This is a genomic window from Lunatimonas salinarum, from assembly GCF_017811155.1.
In the GTDB taxonomy this organism is placed as follows: Bacteria; Bacteroidota; Bacteroidia; order Cytophagales; family Cyclobacteriaceae; genus Lunatimonas; species Lunatimonas salinarum.
In genome coordinates this window covers 59,905-82,841 of sequence record NZ_JACVCV010000005.1, presented here as the reverse complement: position 1 = coordinate 82,841, position 22,937 = coordinate 59,905, and the positions used below count along the sequence as shown (strand labels likewise).

The following is a 22,937-nucleotide window of genomic DNA, read 5'->3' as shown; positions in this document are numbered from 1 at the left end:
ATGAAATTTAAAAATATGCAACGAATAGTTCTTTTGATCGGAATGATTGGCATTTTGTCTTCCTGTTCGGATGAGATTTTAAACCAAATAGATACCAACCCCAATGCCCCCGTCAACGTATCGGTGGACCTTCTATTGCCTCAGGCCACCATGGGGGCCGTTTATGGGGTTGGGGGAAATTTTACAATGAATCAGGTATCCTTTATTGTGGAGCACACCAGCAATGTCAGTGTAAACAATGTTATCGACCCATTCTTTATCGCCTCAAGCCTTTGGGAAAATTCCTATTTGGCTTTGAATGACCTACAGGCAATGATTGAAAGGGCTGAACAGGACGGGTTTTATACTTACCTTGGGATTGGTCAGGTATTGACCGCCTATATTTTTAGTCAATTAACGGATGTGTATGGCGATATTCCCATGACCGAGGCTCTGAAGGGAAGTGCAATCCGAAATCCGAAATTTGATTCTCAGGAAACCGTCTACAATGAATTGTTCGGACTCTTGGACAGGGCGATCACAAACCTAGAACGGGAGTCGGTTGATAATCCAGGAAATTTGGACCTGATTTTTTCGGGAGACAAATCTATGTGGATTAAAACGGCTTATGGCTTGAAAGCCCGGCTACACAACAGACTTAGCCTAAGAGATCCCGAAGGATCTGCAATTGCTGCACTCGAGGCGATCGCAAATTCGTTTTCAAATTCCGACGAAGCCTTTGTGTTTTCGGGATACCAGCAAGGAACTGCTTTCGATAACCCATGGACCGGAATTCAAAAACCTCAGCAAATTTTTGGAATAAGTACCACCATTTTAGAAGTGATGGAAATGTTTTCTGGAAGTTTATCAGCCGATCCTAGGTCTGACAAGTGGTTTTCAAAAATCGACGGTGAAATAATTGGTGGTGTAAGCGGTCAGACAGTGGCAGACCCAAACCATGTCCTGTATTCAGCTCCTTCTACTGCAAATGTTCTTACTGATCATGCGCCTCAGCCGTTACTCATGTACGATGAGTTGAAATTCATTGAGTCAGAGGCGTTGTTACGGCTAAATAGAAGAAGTGAGGCCTATGACGCCTATTTGGCAGGTGTAAGGGCAGCCTTGGAAAAGGAGCATTTCAATGAAGACGAAATTGCTGAATATATGGCACTCCCTGCCGTAGACAAAGGAATTGCTGATTTTCGGTTGGAGGATATAGTAGGTCAAAAATACATTTCTTTTTGGATGTTTTTGCCCTTAGAAGCTTTCAATGATTGGAGAAGGACCCAGTTTCCTGAGATGAAAAACGAGCGGGGAACATTTCTGAGGCTGCCTTACCCCACAGATGAACTTAGCAGAAACTCGAATACTCCCACGGACATCAATGAAGTAGCCATATACAACAAACCACTTTGGTGGGCTGCTCAAGAATAGTAGTACGTTATTTAATGAAGGAAGGCGAAAACGGTTTGGAGAATCCCTTTTTTTCTATCAACCGTTTTCGTACTTCATATCCTATAAAACAGATTCACCGTTTGTTTTATGTAAACAGAATCTGCTGAACGTTTGACGAGTGATTACGCCTGTTTTATTGCAGAAAAATAAACTAAATACAGATGCAAAAAAATGCCAATAAATTATTCACCCTTGCGGTTCTTTTTCCCATGGTCTTTTTTGTAGGCTATGCCCAACAATCAAACACCCCTGTCCATCCGGATGCCCAGTACGCGGAGGCTGTATTGCTAAATAAGCCTTTGGAAGGATTCCAAGGGATATGGTATGCCAACCAGCCCTCATCGGATGAATATGTATACAAGTACAGTGGTGGTTTGGGCACATATCCTTCAAACCACTACCCCTTTTCGATATATTCTCCTGAGGTAAACAAGACTTTTTTCTGCTATGGAGGAGTAAATGAGGAAGGAAGCTTGATCCATGCCGTCTCCTTTTTCGATCACCGGACCAAGCAAGTGGCCAGGCCGGTGGCTGTTCTGGATAAAAGAACCAACGACGCCCACGACAATCCGGTGATGAGTATGGACAAAGATGGGTATATCTGGCTTTTCTCTACCTCACATGGTGTTTGGAGACCGTCGTATATTCATCGGAGTGTCAAGCCTTACGATATCAGCGAATTTAAACCGATAAATGCGGTTAAGACTGAAAATGGCTCCAAAGTCCCCATGGACAATTTCTCGTATGTTCAAATGTATTATCAGCCCGGAGCTGGTTTTTTCGGGCTCTTTACCCATTATGAACAGAAGGAATTGGCCTACGGGTCAAAGCAAAGCCGGATTATCAGCTACATGACCAGCCCAGATGGAGAACATTGGTCTGAATGGAAGGATATAGCCACTATAGAAGAAGGGCATTACCAGACCAGTTTTTACAAAAACGGCAAGGTAGCTACAACCTTCAACCACCACCCGAATATCCAAAATGGTTCCGGACTCAACTACAGGACCAATCTGTATTATCTGGAAACGACCGATTTTGGCAATTCGTGGCAAAATATCCAAGGGGAAAATATGAATCTGCCTCTTACAGCCATTGAAAATAGCGCATTGGTGAAGGATTATGCAAGTTTGGGCTTGAACGTGTATATCAACGATGTTAGCTTTGATGAAAAGGGATATCCTGCCATCCTATATGTAACAAGTGGTGGCTATGAAGCCGGACCGTCCAATAATCCTAGAACCTGGAATTTGGCGTATTGGACAGGTTCGACATGGATCTTTAGCGAAATAACTTCCTCGGATAACAATTATGATATGGGATCCATTTATTTGGAGGCGGATGGTACCTGGCGGATCATCGGACCAACCCTACCAGGTCCACAATTGTTCAACACAGGAGGTGAGATGGTTATGTGGATTAGTAAAGACAAAGGTAAAACTTGGAAGGAAGAAAAGGTGCTCACATCACAAAGCGAAAAAAACCATTCCTATGCCCGAAAGCCAATTAATGCGCATGCTGATTTTTATGCTTTTTGGGCGGATGGTCACGGAAGGCAACCTTCAGAATCAAGCCTATACTTCTCCACCAAGGGCGGAAAAGTCTTTAGATTGCCCCAAAAAATGGATAGGGATATGATGAAATTGAAAGGGGTGAAATAAAAAGGCTTAATTTTGCCGGCAACTAATAAAAAGAAAATATTACCAGAGAAAGCGTAATTCCGTTGAGAGGACGTGTTGATGCTTCCTGGAATTCACCCGCCATCTATGCAAGACATTTCAAATACTTGCAATAAAGAAAATAGCTAGATCATGTCAACGTTGAAAAATAGTCTATGTTGGATTTTTATCCTGACACTTTGCATATCCGGTTGTAAAAGCAGTCTTGATACAGTCGAGCTAAATAGTCCGGATAATTTGTACACATTTCACCTTGATCTCAAAGATGCCTTTGCATACGCTGTTAGCTGGAATGGCGTATCAATTATCGAAAAGTCAGCTTTAGGCTTTGAACTAAACGATGGTACAATACTGCAAGAAGCTGTTACGGTTGTGAAAATCGAAAAAACATCCAATAATACCAGTTGGAAACCTGTATATGGCGAGCAAAGTGAGTACGTAGATCACTACAACGAAATGGTCGTTTACCTAAAAAGCATTGCTTTGGAGGGCGAGTTCGCCCTTCGCGTTCGCGCATACAACGAGGGTGTGGCTTTCAGATACGAGATTACCAGTGAAGCCGATTTACATATCGATGAGGAATTGACGGAATTTACGTACCCTGCTGATGTAAATGCTTGGGTAAGTGCTGCTGCCCAAAGCGAAATAAAAAGGCAAAAGCTTTCGGCGCTTTCGTTTATTGCGGAAAGACCATTGCTGGCGGAACTATCGGATTCGGTTTTTACAGCAATTGGTGAAGCGGCTTTGGTCGATTTTGCCCGCATGAAATTTGAAAAACATGGGGCAAAATCCAACACCCTCATGGCCTCACTTGAAAAAGGCGATAAAAATCAATACTCCGTCTTTGTTCCCAAGGGTGGTTACAACCTGCCATGGCGTTATGTAATGGCGGGAAAAAATACAGCACAGATTTTGCAAAACAATTTCTTGCTGTTAAACTTGAATGAAGCAAATAAAATCGCTGATGCATCCTTTATAAAACCTGGGAAAGTGTTACGCGAGGTTACCCTAACTACGCAGGGAGGAATTGCATGTGTGGATTTTGCGGTAAAGCACAACCTTCAGTTCGTTGAATTCGATGCCGGGTGGTATGGTAATGAATACGATGACGCATCGGATGCAACAACCGTGACGGTTGATCCGAACCGCTCTCCTGGCCCCCTTGATTTACCAAAGGTGATAGATTATGCCAAGGAAAGGGGGATAGGAATAATCCTTTACGTGAATCGTAGGGCACTGGAAAAACAATTGGACGAAGTTTTACCTTTGGTTAAGTCGTGGGGTGTGGCTGGCATAAAATATGGATTTGTACAAGTAGGTCCGCAAAAGTGGACAAGCTGGCTTCATGAAGCCGTGAGGAAAGCCGCCGAGCACGAATTGATGGTTGATGTACATGATGAATACCGGCCTACGGGTTACTCACGAACTTATCCTAATTTAATGACACAGGAGGGGATTCGGGGCGATGAGGAAAGCACACCAAATGACGGTGTTATCACGACTATTTTTACCCGAATGATTGCTGGTGCCGGAGATCAGACCAATTGTTATTTTGCCTCGCGCGTCACGGAAAAAATGGGATCGCATGCGTCGCAAATGGCAAAGGTGATTTGTATCTATAGTCCCTGGCAATTTTTATATTGGTATGATAGGCCGGAAGGTGCTCCTTTTAAAACAGGTGGTGCTGGAGGGGCTGATGGGCTAATCCCTGAAATAGAAGACCTCCAATTTTTTGATGATGTCCCAACCGTTTGGGATGATACCAAAGTGCTGGAAGGATATCCGGGTAAATATGTATCCATTGCACGTAAACATGGTGAAAAATGGTACTTGGGTGCAATAGCTGGGACAGAAGAATACAGCCTTTCGTTAAAGCTTGATTTCTTAGATGAGAATACCGCCTATAAAGCAACTGTATTTTCCGACGATAAATCCCTTAATACCCATACCAATCTGCTTATTGAAGATATGGAAGTTGACTCTAATACTGTTTTTGAAAGAAATGTATTTCAACAGAATGGTTTAGCGGTGATATTTTCTCCTTTAGAGTAGCACCACTTTCAAGTAATCCCCCTGTACTAAGGGAATTGTGAAATGCGCGGGGGGTGATACGAAGGCTTGACTAAGGGAACAGTACCTTTCTTCCACATTTTCTGAAGGATGATTAAAAGGATTGGTTTGATCAAATTCAATAAGAAACTTTCTATTAGCCTTTACGGAAAACCTGTAATTTTATAACTTACCGCTTGGTTGATGTCTAGTAGGGATGATGAGCTAGTAGTTGATAAATCACTTGCTTTGGTTTCGATGCAATCAACTGATTTTTCAAATTTACGATAATTACCACCTTCAATACCACACCATGAAATACATTCCGTTCGTTTTAGGCCTTTTAGTCATTTGCCTGCTGTCAGGTTGTGAAGGCAGATCAGAAAACTCTGAGGTCAAGAGACCTAATATCCTCTTTGTCATTAGCGATGACCAGTCTTTTGCGCATACGAGTTTTGCGGGAAGTACCTTTGTCAATACCCCCGGATTTGACCGGGTAGCTAGAGAAGGGGTGTACTTTAGCCATTGCATGGCGGGATCTCCCGGTTGTGCGCCTTCTCGAAGTGCCATAGTCACCGGCAGGTATCACTGGCAAAATGAACAGGCGGGTCAGCATGCCGCTCCCTGGCCAAAAAAGTACGTACCGTTTGTAGATCTACTCGATGCAAATGGATATGTGACCGGCAGAACCGGAAAGGGCGTCTCGCCATTTCGGTATGCCCGAGACGAAAATGATTCCCTTTGGAGGGAAACGGATGCCGCAGGAATTACCCATTCCAATATCCGATACGACGCAGGCAATGACCCAAGACCTTCCACTAAAATCAGTGACTTGAATTATTTTGAAAACTTCAAGTATTTTATGGACACTGTCCGCACGGACCAACCCTTTTTCTTCTGGTATGGTGCCACGGAGCCACACCGAGACTATGAAAAAGATTCTTGGAAGAGAACCGATAAAAAATTATCCGATGTGCAAGTTCCAGCGTTTTTTCCTGATCATGATATCGTTCGTGGTGACATGCTGGATTATGCCGTGGAAATTGAATGGTTTGATCACCACCTGGAATTGATGCTGAATTATTTGGAGGAAATTGGTGAGCTTGAAAATACCATTATCATCGTAACAGCCGATAACGGAATGCCTTTTCCTAGGGCCAAAGCCAACAGTTACGACTATGGTGTGCATGTGCCTTTTGCGGTAAGATATCCCAAGGCTTTTCCGGGTGGAAGAAAGGTGGATGATCCTATCAGCTTTTCGGATTTGGCCCCCACGATTTTAGATGTGACCAATACCAGTTCCGCCGGCATGCTGCCCATAACCGGAAGGAATTTCCGACATCTCCTAGAGTCTGATAAACAAGGCAAAATTGACGAAAACTTTACCTATGTGTTTTCAGGTCGGGAGAGACACTCTTCGTCCCGCTATCAAAACTGGGGATACCCGCAAAGAGCTGTCCGGAGCGAAAGTCATTTGTTGGTTTGGAATGCAAAACCGGACCGATGGCCTGCAGGAGATCCGCAGGCGATTAAACCGGGAACGGATAATGAACTACTTCCCATGTATGGGATAGATGAAGATGGCGTTCATCACTCTGATTGGGCCTTTACCGATGTGGATCCCTCCCCGACGAAATCGTATATTATTGAGAATCGGGAAGATGAAGAGGTAAGGCCGTTTTTTGACGCTGCATATGCCAAAATTCCCGAATACCAACTGTTTGACGTAGCTAACGACCCTTATTGTCTTGTCAATCTTGCCGACGATCCGGATCACATGGGTTTAAAAAATGAAATGCAGGAAGTGCTGATGGCGGAACTAACCGATTCGAAAGACCCCCGGGTAGTAGGCCCTGATAAAGAAGTGTTTGATTCCTATATCCGTTATAGCCCCATGCGGGAATTTCCCAACCCCGATGAATTATCAACTACCAGATGATAATTAAAAACGCACTCCTATTCACAATTGTCCTGTGTGGATTAGCCAATTTGGGATTTTCCCAACAAAAAAACACCAGTAGCAAAAGCGAAAAGCCCAATATCTTATGGATAACCTGTGAGGATATCAGTCCCTATTTGGGCAGTTATGGCTTTGAACAGGCGTATACGCCAAACCTGGACAAACTGGCCAAAAAATCCATCCAATTTACACATGCCTACGCAAATGCACCCGTATGTGCCGTGGCAAGAGCAACCATTTTGTCCGGCATGTATGCCTCCACTACAGGAACCCACCAAATGCGGAGCAGGATTCAGCTGCCGGAGGAAATACCGGCCTATCCAAAACTTCTTCGGGAAGCGGGTTACTATTGCACCAACAACAGTAAAAAGGATTATAATTCAACCTTTGAAACGGACACGGAGGTTTGGGATGAATCCAGTAACCAGGCGCATTACAAAAACAGAAAGCCCGGGCAACCTTTTTTCGCTGTATTTAACAACATGGTGACCCATGAAAGCCAGTTAAGCGAGGATAGGATCAACCATTACATCGAAACACAACAAATTCCGACTAGACCCCGAATAGATCCCGGGGAAATAAATTTACCTCCTTACCATCCCGATTTGCCCGAAATCAGAAACGATTGGGCCAGATTCCATGATCTGATCACACTAATGGACAAGATGACGGGAGATTTGTTGCGGGAACTGGAAGAGGAGGGGCTTGCTGACAATACCATCGTTTTCTTTTATTCCGACCATGGAGGCCAACTGTCAAGATCCAAGCGGTTTATCTTTAACGTAGGCACGCAAGTTCCGCTGATGGTGTATCTTCCTGACAAGTGGAAACATCTTTCACCTAAATCTGACCTTTCAAAAGACGAGAGCCTTGTTAGTTTCGTCGATTTGGCACCGACGGTACTCTCCTTGGCGGGTTGTGACGTCCCTGATATCATGCAGGGAACAAATTTTTTGGATTCAAAAAGTGACCCAAAGTTTGTTCATTTTTACAGGGACCGGATGGCCGAACGGTATGACCTTTCACGGGCGGTAACGGATGGCCACTATTATTTTATTAGAAATTTTATGCCCCATAAACCCTTGGGAAGGGATTCCAGGTATGGCTATGAGGTGCAAGCCAACTGGCGTGCATGGGAGGCGCATCATGAGGCGGGCAAAACCAATGACTTGCAGTCCAAGTTTTTCGAGCCAAAGGAATCAATTGAACTCTTCGATTCAAAAGGAGATCCTTGGCATGTAGAAAACCTTGTTGCTGATAATGCCTTTCAGGATAGAATAACCCATCTTTCCGAAGAGTTGGATGCTTGGATGATAAAGACCCGGGATGTGGGTTTGATTCCGGAACCCATGTTCCATGAGTTGACAGGGGAGGAAAAAAGGTTTAAGACCATCTATGAGTTTGCGCAAAGTAGGGAGGATTATCCAATCGCTGAGATTCTGGAAATCGCCAAATTAGCGAGCTTAGGGGATTCAAGGTATCTGTCTGATTATATGGTGGCCATGGATCATGAAAATCCAATTGTTAGGTTTTGGGGGATTTATGGTTTATTCCAGGTCAGGTCAACAGCTGAATCTGTTCAACAAAAATTAAAAAAACGTATAGCTACGGACCCATTCGCCGCCAATCGGATTTTAGCGGCACAAGCGCTAGGGGTAAGCGGGGATAAGGATAAATCATTTGATGCTATTTGGAAGGAAGTTACGACAACAGATAACGGTTACGTGTTTCTTTTTGGACTAAATGCCTTCCAATACAGCCATACCGATGACAGACTGACATTGGAGGATTGGCGGAAATTTGGCGAACAGGGATTTAAAGAAGGGGATGAGGGAACGTTTTTTGGCTATGGACAACGGATTATAAAAGATGCCATGGAATTGTATCCTAATAGGAGGGTTGTTGATTGATTTGATTTTGACCTTTGGGGTTTTTCAAACCCCGAAGGTCTTTAAAGGAATTCGCTCCTCGAAATTTGCAGTTGCGATGACAGATTTAGGAGTTTGCATTTCCCGTGTCCCGTTACTATGGTTGCAAATCCATTCTATCTGGAGTTTTTACCATAGATGCCGAGTTCACATAGCCTTTTTTAAAAGAGATTGGATGAAATTGAAACTTTTAAATAGGTAAATCCCAATTTGTCCTTTCGACATCCCTCCAATTAGGACGTTTTGGAGCGGCAAGCAATGAAATCGAGCATGACGCAAGCGACACACAGAGGGACGATTGTAATACGTGCGAGATTCCATCTGACCGCTAAAGAACAAATTATAAACAGATGAAAATACAGAAAGACCGCACAGAGATACATAGTTTTTATTATCTTGAGACCCAAAATTCAGCCCAAACGCCATGCAGCACACTTTCAAATCCCTCTTGACATTTTTAATAATGCTCTTTTTGTTTTGTTCCGGCGCTCTTGCCCAATCCACCAAATCTCCCAATATCATCCTAATCATCACCGATGATCAAGGATATGGCGATCTGGGTTTTACGGGAAATCCCCATGTACAGACTCCCGTACTGGATGCCTTGGCCAGAGAGAGTGTGCGGCTAAATCAATTTTATGTGTCTCCTGTTTGCGCCCCAACCCGGTCAAGCCTAATGACGGGACGCTATTCGCTACGGACGGGTGTAAGAGATACCTACAATGGCGGGGCTACCATGGCCACCGAAGAGATTACGCTTGCAGAGATGCTAAAAGACGCAGGATATCGAACCGGGATTTTTGGTAAGTGGCACTTGGGAGACAATTATCCTTTCAGGCCCAGCGATCAGGGATTTGACGAATCGGTTATCCATTTGGCTGGCGGCATGGGACAGCCGGGTGATTTTACCACCTACTTTCAAGGCGACCGCAGCTATTTTGATCCGGTACTTTGGAATAACAACGAGCAAAAATCGTATGAGGGCTATTGCTCGGATATTTTTACCGACGAAGCCATCCATTTTATTGGAGCGCAGAAAGATCAGCCCTTTTTCTGCTACCTGTCATTTAACGCACCCCATACCCCGTTACAGGTTCCGGACGAATATTATGATCGCTACAAAGATTTGGATCCATCTACAGGGTTCAGGGACGACGGAAAGCCCTTTCCCCAGATGAGCGAGAAGAACAAAGAGGATGCCCGAAAGGTCTATGCCATGGTGTCGAATATAGATGACAATGTTGGAAGGCTGATGAACAGATTGGATGACCTCCAAATCGCCGACAACACCATCGTGATTTTCATGACCGACAATGGGCCACAGCAACGGCGTTACAACGCCGGCATGCGAGGCTCGAAAGGAACGGTATTTAACGGCGGTGTTCGGGTTCCTTTCTTTATGAAAATGCCAGGTGGAAGGCAAGATGGATTGGATATAGATCAGACGCTGGCACATATCGATGTGTTTCCCACTTTGGCGGAATTGTGCCAGGGTCAAGTGCCCGGTGACCGAACTATCGATGGAAGGAGTTTTTGGCCCCTCATCCAAGGGAAGTCTACCGAGGATTTTGACAATCGGCCCCTTTTTTTCTACTGGAGCCGAAAATATCCGGAACCCTATCTGAATATGGCCCTTCAACAGCGAGGCTATAAGCTGGTAGGGAATGGCGGTTTTGATGCAAAGCCAGAAGAGTTTGCGCTTTTTGATCTGGCAAATGACCCATTTGAGCAATTCGATATATCCAAAGACAATTTGGGGTTGGCCTCGGCAATGAAGCAGAAAATGGATGTCTTGTTGGATGATCTGATCGGTTCGCCTCATTTTTTAAACGATCATTTCATCGGGGTTGGGACACCCTTTGAAAATCCGGTGTTTTTAAACCGCAACGATGCCGGCGGGCAGCGGGGCATTTGGACGCAGGACGAGGTTTTTGGACTTTGGAAAGTGAGGACGGAGGCAGGACGGTATAACCTAACCTTTAAATTTTTGCAACCGCTTGAGCATGCCGGTAGAATGACGGTGGAGCTTGGGGAGAGGGTGTTTCAGAAGGAATTTTCGGCCGTTGGGGAAGACCTTATCCGTTGGGAAAATGTACTATTACCGGCATTGGAAAGTGACTTGATTCCGCACTTTACAGGAGGTGGAAAAAGCATCTTTCCTTTGTGGGTGGAAATCGAACGGCGGGAAAACTAAGCTTTTTCCAGCGGGTTTTAGTGCTTATTTGGATTGGGTGTAGGATTGTAGCTTTTCAGTGGCAGCTACGAAGGAGGGGTAGTGACCGTTGATTGGAAGGCGAACCTTTGAAGAACCGATTGTTGTACCCAACAGTCCTCCGCCGATTAACCCGATGATAGTCCACGTTCCGGTGGATCGTGATTCCGGGACGAAAACTTGTACTGGGGCAGGTGGTGGCTCGTAGGCAGCTTTGCTGATGATAAATCCCATCGTACCACCAACAGCCATGCCGATCCATAATCCTTTTGCTACACTATTTTTTTTCCTGATTTTAATGGTATTGATTTCTTTATAAGGGATGACTAAGGGTTCAGCATTCGGTAATCGGTGGTTTAGAACGGTAATAGAAGAATCATTGACTGCTAGGAGGGTTCCATTTACGATTCCCATAGGCCCCTCTAACTTGAGGACGTTTTTCGGTTTATCGATATCATGGGATTGCGCAATGGCTGGTCCGATCAATAAACAAAAATAGAAGAATGGTAAATATTTCATAAATCGAAATTTTTAAAGAAAAATAAATTGTATTTTCGATAAAAACAAGCTTTTAATCTAAATATAGGTTATTTTTAGGTATGTTATTTCTTTTGTTTTAGGTGTTTTGTAGGTTTTACAAACACCGAATACAGCTTATTTCCACAGGTATTTTAGTGAATCACAGAGGCACCAAAAAAAATAGGCCACTTGTCCAGATTTAGGAATGACAAAACCATCAGAATATCCTAATTCAATGGTTAATCAAATGGGTTTGCCTCTCTTGATTCCTGCCGCATTCGCATCCTGCGTAGCCAAAGTCCAATCAACAGATACAATAACGTAGGCAGTATCCCGCAGATAGGAGATAGCAGGATCTCTGTGCCGGGTTGTAACACCACAAAGCCATCAATGACCAAATGGTTGATGACAGCATCCTCTACTGCATGGAGTAGCACCACCGACCATACCGACCCGGTGAGCCGGAAAATTTCGGTAAACATCACCGTCCAAACCAACATACTGCCTATTGCGACGGCGGCAAACCAACCCTTGCTAACGGGAAGAACCGTATACATGGCCTCTGCCGGCAAAAACTCCAGGTAGTAGGGCAAATGCCACAATCCCCTTACCAAGCCTGCAACCAGGTAAATGCCCCAGTCACCGACCTTCAAACCAATCAACTTGGCAGTCAGATATCCTCTCCAAACCGACTCCTCAAATACGTTTTTCAATAGATTGATGCCTAGGAGCATGGCAAAGGTGCTGAAATAGGCTCCCGCATCAAAGGGGGTAAAGTCAACCCATCCGGTAAGGGCACCCACAGCCATGGAGAGCAATGTCACAACCGGAAAAATGAAAAGAGCAACCACATACCACCGCCATTGGCTGCTTAGACGAAGCTTGAGTGCGGCATCCTTCCAGCCATCACCAAAAAAGGTCCTAAGTATCACCACGAGCAGGAGCGGAGTTACCAGCCAGATGGCCATTCCGAGGGTTTCCTCCTCTTGCTGATCAGGTAATTGGCTATCGAGCCCTACACCAAGCCAGCCTATGCCAAGGGCAACCAAAGAAAAAATCCAGAGATTACGGATGGTTCTAGTGCGGTTCATGGGCTATTTTCGGGTTATTTGCTGGGGCCAAAAATAATGGAATCTTACAAAATAACTGAGAGAGTTTCGGTTGTTTTTATTGGTAAAATGCAGGTGTATAGCATGATTTTGTAGGTGAATGATTGGAAGGCACTATCAAAAGTTGCGTGATTTGCACCAAAAACCATTTGATGTTTGGTGAATTACGGTTAAATTTCGACCTAGCAAACCAAACTATCTTTCAGATGAGTACAACCTACAGTACGATATTCCGCCCTATGATGTTGACAGCCCTAATGGCAGTAGCCATTGCCTGCGGAAATTCCAGGGAAACCGAAAAAGCAGACCCCTATTTTTCAGCAGATGATGACAACGGTGGTTTAAACCTGGCCCCGGGAATGAAGGCGTATGTAGTGGCCGAAAATTTGGGCAGGGGTAGGCACATGGCAGTCAATTCCAACGGGGACATTTACATGAATCTGAGGGAACCAAATGAAAAGGGAGGCATTGTAGCACTTCGGGATGAAAACGGTGATGGACGAGCCGATCAAATTGCCTATTTTGGGGATTTTGGAGGTACAGGCATGGCCTTTCACAACGGCTACCTATATGCTTCCAACGACAGTACGGTGTTCCGTTTTTCGTTTTCTTCCGGAAATTTAGTCCCGGACAATGCCACTGCTCCGGACACCATTGTATACGGTCTACCGCAGCAGACGGCCCACGCGGCCAAGTCCCTAACATTTGATGATCAAGGGTATCTCTATGTAAACGTGGGCGCCCCGTCAAATGCCTGTCAACAGGAAGACCGCGTAAAAGGCTCTCCTCCTATGGGAGATCCTTGTCCCTTGTTGGAACGTACCGGTGGTGTATGGCGGTTTGATGCGGATAAAGTGGGCCAGAATCAATTGGAACATGGTTATCGGTATTCTACGGGAATCCGAAATGCAGTTGCATTGGGGTACAATTCCTCCGATAAGCACGTGTACGTAGTGCAGCACGGGAGAGATTTGCTCAATAGCCTGTTCCCGGAATCCTTTGACGAAGGCGACAACGCCGAGATTCCAGCTGAGGAAATGTTCCGGCTTACAGATGGAGCGGATTTCGGTTGGCCATATTGCTATTTCGATCCACAACAGGGAAAGCGCATGATGTCTCCTGAATATGGGGGAGATGGGACCACGGTAGGCAGATGTGAAGGTACCGAGCAGCCTGTGATGACTTTTCCAGCCCACTGGGCACCAAATGATATCAAATTTTATCAGGGGGAGCATTTCCCGGCCAAGTATAAAGGTAGCGCACTGGTCGCATTTCATGGATCATGGAATAGGGCTCCTCTGGAGCAAAAGGGCTACTTTGTCGCCTTTGTTCCCTTTGAAAATGGAACACCAACGGGGTCGTATGAAGCATTGGCAGAGGGATTTGCGGGTGTAACTAAGATCGATAGTCCGTCGGATGCCCAGCACCGGCCTACAGGAATTGCCGAAGCCCCGGATGGCACTATCCTGGTTTCGGATTCGGTTACCGGTAAGGTTTGGCGAATTTTCTATGATGCGGCTTCCTAACCACGCGTATGGCTGAAAGCACAAAAAAAGCCCGATCAAAAGACCGGGCTTTTTTATTCACTTTAACCACTAACAACCACAAACAATGTTTACCATTCCATAGGTATAAAACCAAGGAAGATAAACGTCATTTGTTGTAGTCCGTACGGGAATCGAACCCGTGTTTTATCCGTGAAAGGGATACGTCCTAACCCCTAGACGAACGGACCAAGTGCATTTCGGGAAGTTGGATTTTGTAGTCCGTACGGGAATCGAACCCGTGTTTTATCCGTGAAAGGGATACGTCCTAACCCCTAGACGAACGGACCAAAGAAAGGAAAAATTGTACCTCCCCGAAATGTCATGCAAATATAGCCGGTTTCGGCCATAAAGCAAAAAAGGACAAAAAAATATTTGGAAGCCACGCCCAAGACGTTGAAAGTTAGCCAAAAATATTGGATCAATAGAAGATTTTGTCCTTTATATGCCGGGGTGGGTAGAAGGGACTTTTTTGAAAATCATTTCAAAATGTAAACTAAACAGCTTGATTAAACGTTTCCCTACTAAACCTATAGAATAAACTATAAAATATTACATCATGACACTACGATTAGGCGATATTGCGCCAGACTTTACGGCCGAAACAACTGAGGGAACGATCAATTTTCACGAATACCTGGGAGACAGTTGGGGGATTTTGTTTTCCCATCCCGCAGATTACACCCCGGTTTGTACAACCGAGCTAGGCACGGTAGCCAAGCTGAAAGATGCATTTGCGAAGCGAAACGTCAAAGTACTGGCATTGAGCGTAGATGGGCTGGAAAGCCATAAGGGGTGGGTCTCTGATATAAATGAGACGCAACACACAGAGGTAAATTTTCCGATCATCGCCGATGAAGACCGCGAGGTATCTGCGCTGTATGACATGATCCACCCAAATGCAAACGAAAACTTTACGGTACGTTCTGTATTTGTTATCGGGAACGACAAGAAGGTGAAGCTTATCATTACATACCCTGCGAGCACGGGGAGAAACTTCGAGGAGTTGCTTCGGGTAATCGATTCGCTGCAGTTGACGGCAAATTATTCGGTAGCCACACCGGCAAATTGGAAGCATGGAGAAGATGTGGTCATTGCCCCGGCGATCAAGGATGAAGATATTCCTGCTAAGTTCCCAAAGGGTCACAAGGTCATCAAGCCTTACCTCCGTACTACACCGCAACCCAATCTTTGAAAGTAGCTTATAATGGGGTGGATTATTCCACCCCAGTTTTTTTGCTTTTTGTAGAATTATCTTCCATTCGATAGCATTTTTAGTTAATTTTAAGCTGACGTACAAAGGATAGCGGTATTCGAAATTTTTCCGACATGCAAGAGAAGAAGGTTAGTGGGGTGATCACGGGTTCAGGTAGGTACATTCCCGAGCAAGTGGTCAAAAATCGGGATTTTTTAAACCATCGGTTTTTCAATGAATCGGGAGAGTTGATACAGAAGCCTGTATCCGACGTAGTGAGTACACTACAAAAAATCACCGGTATAGCGCAGAGGTGCTACATAGCAGATGATCAGGTTACTTCCGATATGGGTTATTTGGCGGCAGAGGCTGCTTTGTTGGATGCAGGTTTGGACCGGGAAGCACTCGATTACATTATCGTAGCGCATAATTTTGGAGATATTCGAAAGAACAATATTCGCGTGGATACCTGTCCGACCTTGGCAGCCAGGATTAAGCACAAGCTGGGTATTGCCAATCCGTACACCGTCGCATATGACCTTCCCTTCGGATGCCCCGGTTGGTTGCAGGGCATGATTCAAGCAGATTATTTTATTCGATCCGGAGATGCAAAGGCCATATTGGTGATAGGTGCCGAGACTTTATCGAGGATCTCTGACCCCCACGATATCGATAGCATGATATTTTCAGATGGTGCAGGTGCCGTCGTGTTGGAGGCGAGATCTTCTGATCAGCCCAGTGGTATTCTTAAGCACCTTACGAGGTCGGATACCCTGCATCACGCCCATCTTTTGGAAATGCAGGTTTCTTACAATCCAGACTATAAAGACGATACCTTGTTTCTCAAGATGCAGGGAAGAAAACTCTATGAATATGCCATAAAAACCGTACCTCAGGCATTAAAGGATTGTCTGGACCGTGCCAATCTGCCACTCGGCCAAATCAAAAAAGTCTTTATACACCAAGCCAACGAAAAAATGGATCAAAATATTCTGGAGCGTTTGTTTCAGTTATATGGGGAAGGGAAGCCGCCAGAAGGTATCATGCCCATGTCCATTTCGTTTTTGGGAAATAACTCGGTAGCCACCGTTCCTGTGCTTTACGATCTGGTGGTCAAAGAGGAATTAGCCGGTCACCGGATATCGCCGGGTGACTACCTGATGTTTGCCTCGGTAGGAGCAGGCATGAATACGAACGTAATGATTTATCGGGTTCCCATGCCCGAGAACTAAGCCCCGATGGATTATGAGAATAGTGGATTCCCACCAGCATTTCTGGAAGTATAGCCCCGAGGAGTTTCCTTGGATTACCGATGCACTGAATGTGTTGAAAACAGACTTTTTGCCGGAGGATCTGGAGAAAGTGTTTCAGATAAATGGGGTTTCCGGTTGTGTCGCTGTACAGGCAGCACAGACTGAAGAGGAAACCAATTTCCTGCTTCGCCTAGCCGATAGTCACCCGTTTATTCAGGGGGTGGTCGGATGGATTGATCTGGAGGCCCCTAACCTGGAAGAGAAACTCAATGCTTACTTACCCTTTCGTAAGTTAAAGGGATTTAGGCATATTCTTCAGGACGAAGCAGATCCTGCCTACATTCTTCGGCCAAAGTTTCAAAAAGGACTGGAAACGTTGTTTAAAAAAGGGTACAGTTACGATATTTTGGTGTTTCCCAAGCAGTTGGACGGAGCGATCGAGACGGTACGCAATTTTCCAGAGGCTTCCATGGTCATCGACCACTTGGCCAAACCTCCCATCGCAAAAGGGGAATTGGAGCCATGGAGAGATCAAATGGAGCAATTAGGGAGTTTTCCCAACGTGTATGGAAAGCTCTCCGGTATGGTGACAGAACACGATTGGACGCAATGGAAGGCAGGAGATTTCCATCCGTACTTGGATGTGATGATGAAGATATTTGGAGCGGATCGGTTGATGTATGGTTCGGATTGGCCGGTGTGTCTCTTGGCGGCATCCTACTCGGAAGTAATTGGTGTTTTACGCAAATTTCTGGAAGGTTACCCAGAGGAGGTGCAGCAAAAGATTTGGGCAGAGAACGCGGAAAAGTTTTACAAACTCAATTAAGCAGGCAACTCATGGATAGGAAGCGCTATTGTTTTGCGTTGGATCTCAAAGATGATCCGGAAATCATTGAACGATACATTGCACACCACCGTTCGGTAGCCCCTGAGATCATTCGGAGCATCACCGATGCGGATATTCAGGTTATGGATATCTACCTAACCGGAAACCGTCTTTTTATGATTATGGAAGTGGGAAAGGGATTTTCCTTTGAGCGGAAGGAGAAAATGGATAGAGAGAATCCAAAAGTACAGGAATGGGAGACACTCATGGGTTCTTTGCAGCAGGCGCTTCCATGGGCCAAACCCGGTGAAAAATGGGTGTTAATGGATCAAATTTTCTCCCTGAAATAGCATCTTTCCGAAGGGAAGCAGCTAAAACCATTAAAAAAGCCGCCCCAAAATCGTTGGGGCGGCCTTCTAAGCAGTTTCGGACCTTGAAAATGAATTACATGTTTTTCACTTCCGTTACCAAGCTGGTAAGCACCTTTTTGGCATCGCCAAAGAGCATACGGGTTTTTGGGTCAAAAAACAAGGCGTTTTCGATTCCCGCATAACCGGAACTCATACCCCGCTTGATCACAATCACATTGGCTGCCCTGTTTACTTCTAATATTGGCATGCCATAAATTGGACTACTTGGATCGTCGTTTGCGGCTGGATTTACCACGTCGTTTGCTCCGATTACCATGACTACGTCTGTGCTTGGAAACTTCTCATTGATATCGTCCATATCGATGAGTTTATCATAAGGTACGTCGGACTCGGCCAACAAGACATTCATGTGTCCGGGCATTCTCCCTGCCACGGGATGTATACCATATAGGACTTCAACTCCTTTTTCTTCCAGTGATTTTTCTAAGTCGTGCACCGCATGTTGGGCTTGGGCCACCGCCAATCCATATCCAGGCACTACAACTACCCGTTTTGCATAAGAGAGCAGGATTGACGAGTCAGTTAGGTTGATTTCGCGTACCACTTGATCGCCAGTGGCTGCACCGCTCGCAGCGGATGAACCTCCAAAGGAGGTAAACAGGATGTTAGCAACTGATCGGTTCATCGCTTTAGCCATCAGCAGCGTGAGCAATAACCCTGCAGAGCCTACCAGTATACCGCCCATAAGCATGACCATGTTATTGTAAAGCAAGCCGGTGGTAGCTGCCGTCACGCCGGTTAGGGAGTTTAGCAGGGAGATAACCACCGGCATGTCGGCTCCTCCAATAGGGTAGACGAATGCCAATCCATATACAAGGGATATCAGTACTATGGCATAAACCAATGCGGGCTGGGACTCACCGGAAGCGATGACGTAAATGGACAATGCCACAGCGACGGCGAGAATCAGAAATGCTAGGATTTTGTTGATATTGATGTCTTTGATCACTCCCTGAAGTTTTCCCATGGCTACTAAAGAGCCCGAAAATGAAATGGAACCGATCACCAAGGATGCCATTAACACAGCTCCGTTACCAATTTCATTTACCGGCAGATCACCATATTCAACCAAGCCGATAAGCGCAGCAGCTGCGCCTCCCATACCGTTAAAGAACGAAACCAGTTGTGGCATGGCGGTCATTTGAACCGATTTGGCGAAGTAGAGGCCGCCCCCGGTTCCCAAAGCCATGGCCACCAAAATCAATACAATATTATTGAGTCCGGGAGTGAGGAAAGAAGCGACAATGGCCAATACCATACCCGATAGCGCCAAGGCATTTCCCTTTCGGGCCGAATCGGGATGACTCATCAGCTTTATTCCCAAGATAAAAAGGACCACTGCTACGAGGTAGCAGATGTCTATAATTTGTGCTATCATTTCGCTTATTTTTTGGCAGGTTTTTTCTTAAACATTTCCAACATACGGCCAGTAACCGCAAATCCTCCTACTACATTCAAGGTGGCCAATAATACGGCCACGAAGCCCAAAGAAAGAGCCAGGTAATTGCCTGGATCCGTTTTTCCGAGCACCAAGATGGAACCTACAATCACTACTCCGGAAAGTGCGTTGGATCCGGACATAAGTGGGGTGTGTAATACAGTGGGCACTTTGGATATGACTTCTATGCCGACAAACACCGCCAAGATGAACACATAAAATTGTTGTTGGTTATCTGAAAGGTATTGGATGATTTGTTCCATAGGTTTAGTTGATTAAGGGACCATACACGATGGCTCCATCGTGCGTGATACAAGTTCCTTTGATGATTTCGTCCTCAAAATTCAGGTTCAGTTGATCTTCTTTTAGAAGAAGCTTCAGCAGGTTATGGACGTTTTTGCTGTACATTTTGGTGGCGTCCTCCGGCATTGTTGCGGGCAAAGCGGAATTTCCTATGATGGTGACTCCCTCCACCTGCACGGTTTCATTGTCTACGGTTCCCTCACAGTTGCCGCCGTTTATAGACGCCAAATCCACGATGACTGCACCGGGCTTCATTTTGACAAGCATGTCTCGGGTTACCAGAATTGGAGCCCTTCTGCCAGGGATAAGCGCGGTGGTAATGATGACATCCGATTTTACGATGGATTTTTCCAACATCTCACTTTGCCGTTGTTTGTATTCTTCGGACTGCTCGACGGCATACCCACCTGCTGCTTTATCCTCTACCGCACCGGGAACTTCCACAAATTTGCCACCGAGACTTTCCACTTGTTCTTTTACAGAGGGTCTGGTGTCGAATGCCTCTACCACGGCTCCAAGACGCTTGGCAGTCGCAATCGCCTGTAGGCCTGCAACTCCGGCTCCAATCACCAATACTTTAGCGGGTGCTACAGTACCAGCGGCAGTCATTAACATAGGGAAAAACCGAGGAAGATGGCTAGCGGCCAATAATACCGCCTTGTACCCCGAAACGGTACTCATACTGGAGAGTACGTCCATACTTTGGGCACGTGTAATTCGCGGAATAGCGTCCATACTCAATAGCGTGATGCCCTGTGTAGCAATTTCGCCCATCAGTTCTCTTGCCACCAAAGGCTGGTAAACACCGATAAGGATTTTGCCCTTTCCAAGTTTAGACCGTTCAGAACCCTCTAGTGGCTGTATTTGGAAGACCATTTCAGCCGAAGCCAGTAAGGTATCTCGTTCGACGATTTTGGCTCCCGCATCTTCGTACAGCTGATCGGCTAAAAAAGCCTGCATCCCTGCACTTTTTTCCACGAGAACCTGATTACCCGATCCTACCAGTTGCTTGACAGCCTCTGGATGGAGGGAAACCCTCGTTTCCTTACCGGGTTCTTTTAATACTCCTAAAATCATATTGGATGTGAGTTGAAGAAAATTAAAATTTTATAGGCTTGTTTGTGACTTTGTAAATTTTTTTAGTAAGTCCTTTGAGTTGTCAAATTATTCAGATATTCTTGTCTTTTTTAACAGTGCAAAAAAAACACTTTTTTACCGATTTATCAGTCATCTCTTTTAAAAGTTTCTGTTTTTGTAGGCGATCCCAAATTATCGCTCTGGTTTGGCTTCTTCCCAACGTACAGGGCATGAGTCAATTTCGGTATAAGTTATGGGAATGTAAAGGAAGATTTGTTCCGATTGATTTTTGTCTGAAGCACAGCGGGACGAAAAAAAAAGAGTATATTTATTGCTTAATGTAAACCCAAACGTAACATGAAGCCCATTCCGATGTTGTTGCTTTTTCTGCTTTTAGTTGGCAATTCACTTTTTGCCCAACAAGCGCTATCAAATACCGAGGAATACCCATTTTTGGACTATTGGCCGGTACTTTTGCTCCCCATTTTTGGTTTTTTGGTTTATGGCTTTTGGAAGCGTTCGAAAAAACGTCAAAATCCCTGACATCGATCACCGCATATTGTAAATCCGCCTTTCCATGCCAAGAAATCTGATTTTCATAACCATTTCCATATTGTCAGCATCGCTTTCAATAACTTCCTGCCAACGATCCGAATCTACCTCCATTCGCCAAGAATATGCAGAGGAGTTTGAAAGATCCATTCAGTCAATCATATTAGGGAAATGGTATCCTGCTGCCTATGATTTGGAAGACGGCGGGTATATCAGTGCCTTTGAATTCGATTTTACTCCGTCTGAGCGCCAAAATAAGATGATCGTATCCCAAGCCCGACATTTGTGGACCACCTCAAAGGCGGCCCAGGACTACCCTTCTGTTTCCCATTTCAGGGAAGGTGCAGATCTGGGATTTGCGTTCATCAGGGACAAATTTTGGGACGCTGAGTTTGGAGGATTTCACACCCTGTTGACCAAGCAGGGAGAGGTGATAGCCCCTGGACCCGATTCCAAAACTGCCTATGGGAATGCCTTTGGTATTTATGGGCTAGCCGCCTATTATGCAATGAGCAAAAACGAAGAAGCATTGGAGCTTGCCAAAAAGGCATTTCTGTGGCTAGAGGACCACAGCTACGACCCCGAATACGGCGGGTATTTTCAGCATTTGGCTGTGGACGGCACCCCCTTGCAGCGCACTAGCGGTACGCCCTCTACTTCTACGATTGGCTACAAAGATCAAAATAGCTCTATACATTTGTTGGAAGCTTTTACCGAACTATATCATGTATGGAAAGATCCACTGCTCAAGCGTAGATTGGAGTACTTGCTGGAAATTATCCGGGACAAGATCGTGCAGCCGGAGGGTTACCTGCAATTATTTTTGTACCCGGATTTTTCGCCTGTCAGCTTTCGGGATTCCAGCGAAGCGGTAATAGAACAACACCATGCCCTCGATCATGTTTCCTACGGCCACGATGTGGAGACGGCCTACCTCATGATGGAGGCTTCGGAGGTATTGGGGCGAACGCACGATGAGAAGACTTGGTCGGTAGGTAAGAAAATGGTCGATCATGCGCTCAAGTACGGCTGGGATGACGAGAAGGGCGGATTTTACGATGGGGGCTATTATTTTAAGGGAGAATCCGAGCCCAGGGTAGTGAAAGACACCAAAAACTGGTGGGCCCAAGCAGAGGGGCTAAATACACTTTTGATCATGGCAGACATTTACCCCGAGGATCCTTGGGATTACTTCTCTAAGTTTTCGCTTCAGTGGGAGTATATTGATAATTACCTCATAGACCACGAATACGGGGAGTGGTTTGCAGGAGGGATCGATAAGCAGCCACAATACAAGTCATCCCAAAAGGGGCATATCTGGAAAACAGCCTATCACAATTACCGATCTATGGCAAATTGCAAAAAGCGATTGCAAACCAATTGATGACAAGGATTTTCCATTGATCTACAAAGTGGTGGTCTTATGGC

The 22,937-nt window shown here is 45.4% G+C and carries 18 protein-coding genes and 2 tRNA genes; 13 read left to right on the top strand and 7 right to left on the bottom strand.

The window, feature by feature from the left end:
• The 6 genes from IAQ59_RS07480 to IAQ59_RS07455 all read left to right on the top strand — a co-directional run bounded on the left by IAQ59_RS07480 (position 1) and on the right by IAQ59_RS07455 (position 11,244).
• Entirely contained in the window at positions 1 to 1,413 is a 1,413-nt protein-coding gene (locus tag IAQ59_RS07480; protein ID WP_209330173.1) for a SusD/RagB family nutrient-binding outer membrane lipoprotein, read from the top strand.
• A 182-nt stretch (positions 1,414 to 1,595) separates the two neighbouring features.
• On the top strand, positions 1,596 to 3,095 hold the full coding sequence (locus tag IAQ59_RS07475; RefSeq protein ID WP_245189490.1) for a BNR-4 repeat-containing protein: 1,500 nt from the start codon (positions 1,596 to 1,598) through the stop codon (positions 3,093 to 3,095).
• Positions 3,096 to 3,245: 150 nt separating this feature from the next.
• Positions 3,246 to 5,165 (top strand): glycoside hydrolase family 97 protein, encoded by a 1,920-nt coding sequence (locus tag IAQ59_RS07470; RefSeq protein WP_209330172.1) that lies wholly within the window; start codon positions 3,246 to 3,248, stop codon positions 5,163 to 5,165.
• Positions 5,166 to 5,475: 310 nt separating this feature from the next.
• Positions 5,476 to 7,101, top strand: a complete 1,626-nt coding sequence (locus IAQ59_RS07465; RefSeq protein ID WP_209330171.1) for a sulfatase family protein — start codon at positions 5,476 to 5,478, stop codon at positions 7,099 to 7,101.
• On the top strand, positions 7,098 to 9,032 hold the full coding sequence (locus tag IAQ59_RS07460; RefSeq protein WP_209330170.1) for a sulfatase-like hydrolase/transferase: 1,935 nt from the start codon (positions 7,098 to 7,100) through the stop codon (positions 9,030 to 9,032). The genes IAQ59_RS07465 and IAQ59_RS07460 overlap by 4 nt, the downstream gene beginning before the upstream one ends.
• A 442-nt stretch (positions 9,033 to 9,474) precedes the next feature.
• Positions 9,475 to 11,244, top strand: coding sequence for an arylsulfatase (locus IAQ59_RS07455; RefSeq protein WP_209330169.1), 1,770 nt, complete (start codon positions 9,475 to 9,477; stop codon positions 11,242 to 11,244).
• Positions 11,245 to 11,268: 24 nt separating this feature from the next.
• Here IAQ59_RS07455 and IAQ59_RS07450 read toward each other — a convergent pair whose 3' ends face one another.
• The gene (locus tag IAQ59_RS07450) at positions 11,269 to 11,781 is read right to left on the bottom strand and encodes a hypothetical protein (protein ID WP_209330168.1); all 513 of its coding nucleotides are present in this window, start codon (positions 11,779 to 11,781) and stop codon (positions 11,269 to 11,271) included.
• Between the two features lie 239 nt (positions 11,782 to 12,020).
• Positions 12,021 to 12,872: a CPBP family intramembrane glutamic endopeptidase gene (locus IAQ59_RS07445; protein WP_209330167.1), complete on the bottom strand. Its 852-nt coding sequence runs from the start codon at positions 12,870 to 12,872 to the stop codon at positions 12,021 to 12,023.
• A 224-nt stretch (positions 12,873 to 13,096) separates the two neighbouring features.
• On the opposite strand from IAQ59_RS07445, the gene IAQ59_RS07440 reads away from it, so the two are divergent.
• Positions 13,097 to 14,416 carry a PQQ-dependent sugar dehydrogenase gene (locus IAQ59_RS07440; protein WP_209330166.1) on the top strand — a complete coding sequence of 440 codons (1,320 nt, stop codon included), beginning with the start codon at positions 13,097 to 13,099 and terminating at the stop codon, positions 14,414 to 14,416.
• A 137-nt stretch (positions 14,417 to 14,553) separates the two neighbouring features.
• On the opposite strand, the gene IAQ59_RS07435 is transcribed toward IAQ59_RS07440, so the two are convergent.
• Both IAQ59_RS07435 and IAQ59_RS07430 read right to left on the bottom strand, forming a co-directional pair.
• Positions 14,554 to 14,625 (bottom strand) — tRNA-Glu (locus IAQ59_RS07435).
• 27 nt (positions 14,626 to 14,652) lie between these two features.
• A tRNA-Glu gene (locus IAQ59_RS07430) sits at positions 14,653 to 14,724 on the bottom strand.
• A gap of 269 nt (positions 14,725 to 14,993) precedes the next feature.
• Here IAQ59_RS07430 and IAQ59_RS07425 point away from each other — a divergent pair.
• The 4 genes from IAQ59_RS07425 to IAQ59_RS07410 all read left to right on the top strand — a co-directional run bounded on the left by IAQ59_RS07425 (position 14,994) and on the right by IAQ59_RS07410 (position 18,058).
• Positions 14,994 to 15,629, top strand: a complete 636-nt coding sequence (locus IAQ59_RS07425) for a peroxiredoxin (protein ID WP_209330165.1) — start codon at positions 14,994 to 14,996, stop codon at positions 15,627 to 15,629.
• A gap of 134 nt (positions 15,630 to 15,763) precedes the next feature.
• Entirely contained in the window at positions 15,764 to 16,861 is a 1,098-nt protein-coding gene (locus tag IAQ59_RS07420) for a 3-oxoacyl-ACP synthase III family protein (RefSeq protein WP_209330164.1), read from the top strand.
• A 13-nt stretch (positions 16,862 to 16,874) separates the two neighbouring features.
• Entirely contained in the window at positions 16,875 to 17,708 is an 834-nt protein-coding gene (locus tag IAQ59_RS07415) for an amidohydrolase family protein (RefSeq protein WP_245189489.1), read from the top strand.
• A gap of 11 nt (positions 17,709 to 17,719) precedes the next feature.
• A complete protein-coding gene (locus IAQ59_RS07410) occupies positions 17,720 to 18,058 on the top strand; it encodes an L-rhamnose mutarotase (RefSeq protein WP_209330163.1) in 339 nt (112 codons plus the stop codon).
• 94 nt (positions 18,059 to 18,152) lie between these two features.
• Here the strand turns inward: IAQ59_RS07410 and IAQ59_RS07405 are convergent, their stop codons facing one another.
• Genes IAQ59_RS07405 through IAQ59_RS07395 form a run of 3 tightly spaced genes read right to left on the bottom strand, consistent with a single transcriptional unit; the run spans position 18,153 to position 20,957 of the window.
• The gene (locus tag IAQ59_RS07405) at positions 18,153 to 19,517 is read right to left on the bottom strand and encodes an NAD(P)(+) transhydrogenase (Re/Si-specific) subunit beta (protein WP_209330162.1); all 1,365 of its coding nucleotides are present in this window, start codon (positions 19,515 to 19,517) and stop codon (positions 18,153 to 18,155) included.
• A 5-nt stretch (positions 19,518 to 19,522) separates the two neighbouring features.
• Positions 19,523 to 19,840 (bottom strand): NAD(P) transhydrogenase subunit alpha part 2, encoded by a 318-nt coding sequence (locus IAQ59_RS07400; protein ID WP_209330161.1) that lies wholly within the window; start codon positions 19,838 to 19,840, stop codon positions 19,523 to 19,525.
• Positions 19,841 to 19,844: 4 nt separating this feature from the next.
• A complete protein-coding gene (locus IAQ59_RS07395; protein WP_209330160.1) occupies positions 19,845 to 20,957 on the bottom strand; it encodes a Re/Si-specific NAD(P)(+) transhydrogenase subunit alpha in 1,113 nt (370 codons plus the stop codon).
• A 357-nt stretch (positions 20,958 to 21,314) separates the two neighbouring features.
• Here IAQ59_RS07395 and IAQ59_RS07390 point away from each other — a divergent pair, with 357 nt between their 5' ends.
• Both IAQ59_RS07390 and IAQ59_RS07385 read left to right on the top strand, forming a co-directional pair.
• Complete coding sequence (locus IAQ59_RS07390; RefSeq protein ID WP_209330159.1) at positions 21,315 to 21,500, top strand: hypothetical protein; 186 nt, start codon at positions 21,315 to 21,317, stop codon at positions 21,498 to 21,500.
• 34 nt (positions 21,501 to 21,534) lie between these two features.
• Positions 21,535 to 22,893, top strand: coding sequence for an AGE family epimerase/isomerase (locus IAQ59_RS07385; RefSeq protein ID WP_209330158.1), 1,359 nt, complete (start codon positions 21,535 to 21,537; stop codon positions 22,891 to 22,893).
• Positions 22,894 to 22,937 lie beyond the last annotated feature (44 nt).

Bases quoted from the DNA above. Each gene is read 5' to 3' on its own strand.
- IAQ59_RS07480 (WP_209330173.1), top strand. From the start codon at position 1: ATGAAATTTAAAAATATGCAACGAATAGTTCTTTTGATCGGAATGATT.
- IAQ59_RS07475 (WP_245189490.1), top strand. From the start codon at position 1,596: ATGCAAAAAAATGCCAATAAATTATTCACCCTTGCGGTTCTTTTTCCC.
- IAQ59_RS07470 (WP_209330172.1), top strand. From the start codon at position 3,246: ATGTCAACGTTGAAAAATAGTCTATGTTGGATTTTTATCCTGACACTT.
- IAQ59_RS07465 (WP_209330171.1), top strand. From the start codon at position 5,476: ATGAAATACATTCCGTTCGTTTTAGGCCTTTTAGTCATTTGCCTGCTG.
- IAQ59_RS07460 (WP_209330170.1), top strand. From the start codon at position 7,098: ATGATAATTAAAAACGCACTCCTATTCACAATTGTCCTGTGTGGATTA.
- IAQ59_RS07455 (WP_209330169.1), top strand. From the start codon at position 9,475: ATGCAGCACACTTTCAAATCCCTCTTGACATTTTTAATAATGCTCTTT.
- IAQ59_RS07450 (WP_209330168.1), bottom strand. From the start codon at position 11,781: ATGAAATATTTACCATTCTTCTATTTTTGTTTATTGATCGGACCAGCC.
- IAQ59_RS07445 (WP_209330167.1), bottom strand. From the start codon at position 12,872: ATGAACCGCACTAGAACCATCCGTAATCTCTGGATTTTTTCTTTGGTT.
- IAQ59_RS07440 (WP_209330166.1), top strand. From the start codon at position 13,097: ATGAGTACAACCTACAGTACGATATTCCGCCCTATGATGTTGACAGCC.
- IAQ59_RS07425 (WP_209330165.1), top strand. From the start codon at position 14,994: ATGACACTACGATTAGGCGATATTGCGCCAGACTTTACGGCCGAAACA.
- IAQ59_RS07420 (WP_209330164.1), top strand. From the start codon at position 15,764: ATGCAAGAGAAGAAGGTTAGTGGGGTGATCACGGGTTCAGGTAGGTAC.
- IAQ59_RS07415 (WP_245189489.1), top strand. From the start codon at position 16,875: ATGAGAATAGTGGATTCCCACCAGCATTTCTGGAAGTATAGCCCCGAG.
- IAQ59_RS07410 (WP_209330163.1), top strand. From the start codon at position 17,720: ATGGATAGGAAGCGCTATTGTTTTGCGTTGGATCTCAAAGATGATCCG.
- IAQ59_RS07405 (WP_209330162.1), bottom strand. From the start codon at position 19,517: ATGATAGCACAAATTATAGACATCTGCTACCTCGTAGCAGTGGTCCTT.
- IAQ59_RS07400 (WP_209330161.1), bottom strand. From the start codon at position 19,840: ATGGAACAAATCATCCAATACCTTTCAGATAACCAACAACAATTTTAT.
- IAQ59_RS07395 (WP_209330160.1), bottom strand. From the start codon at position 20,957: ATGATTTTAGGAGTATTAAAAGAACCCGGTAAGGAAACGAGGGTTTCC.
- IAQ59_RS07390 (WP_209330159.1), top strand. From the start codon at position 21,315: ATGAAGCCCATTCCGATGTTGTTGCTTTTTCTGCTTTTAGTTGGCAAT.
- IAQ59_RS07385 (WP_209330158.1), top strand. From the start codon at position 21,535: ATGCCAAGAAATCTGATTTTCATAACCATTTCCATATTGTCAGCATCG.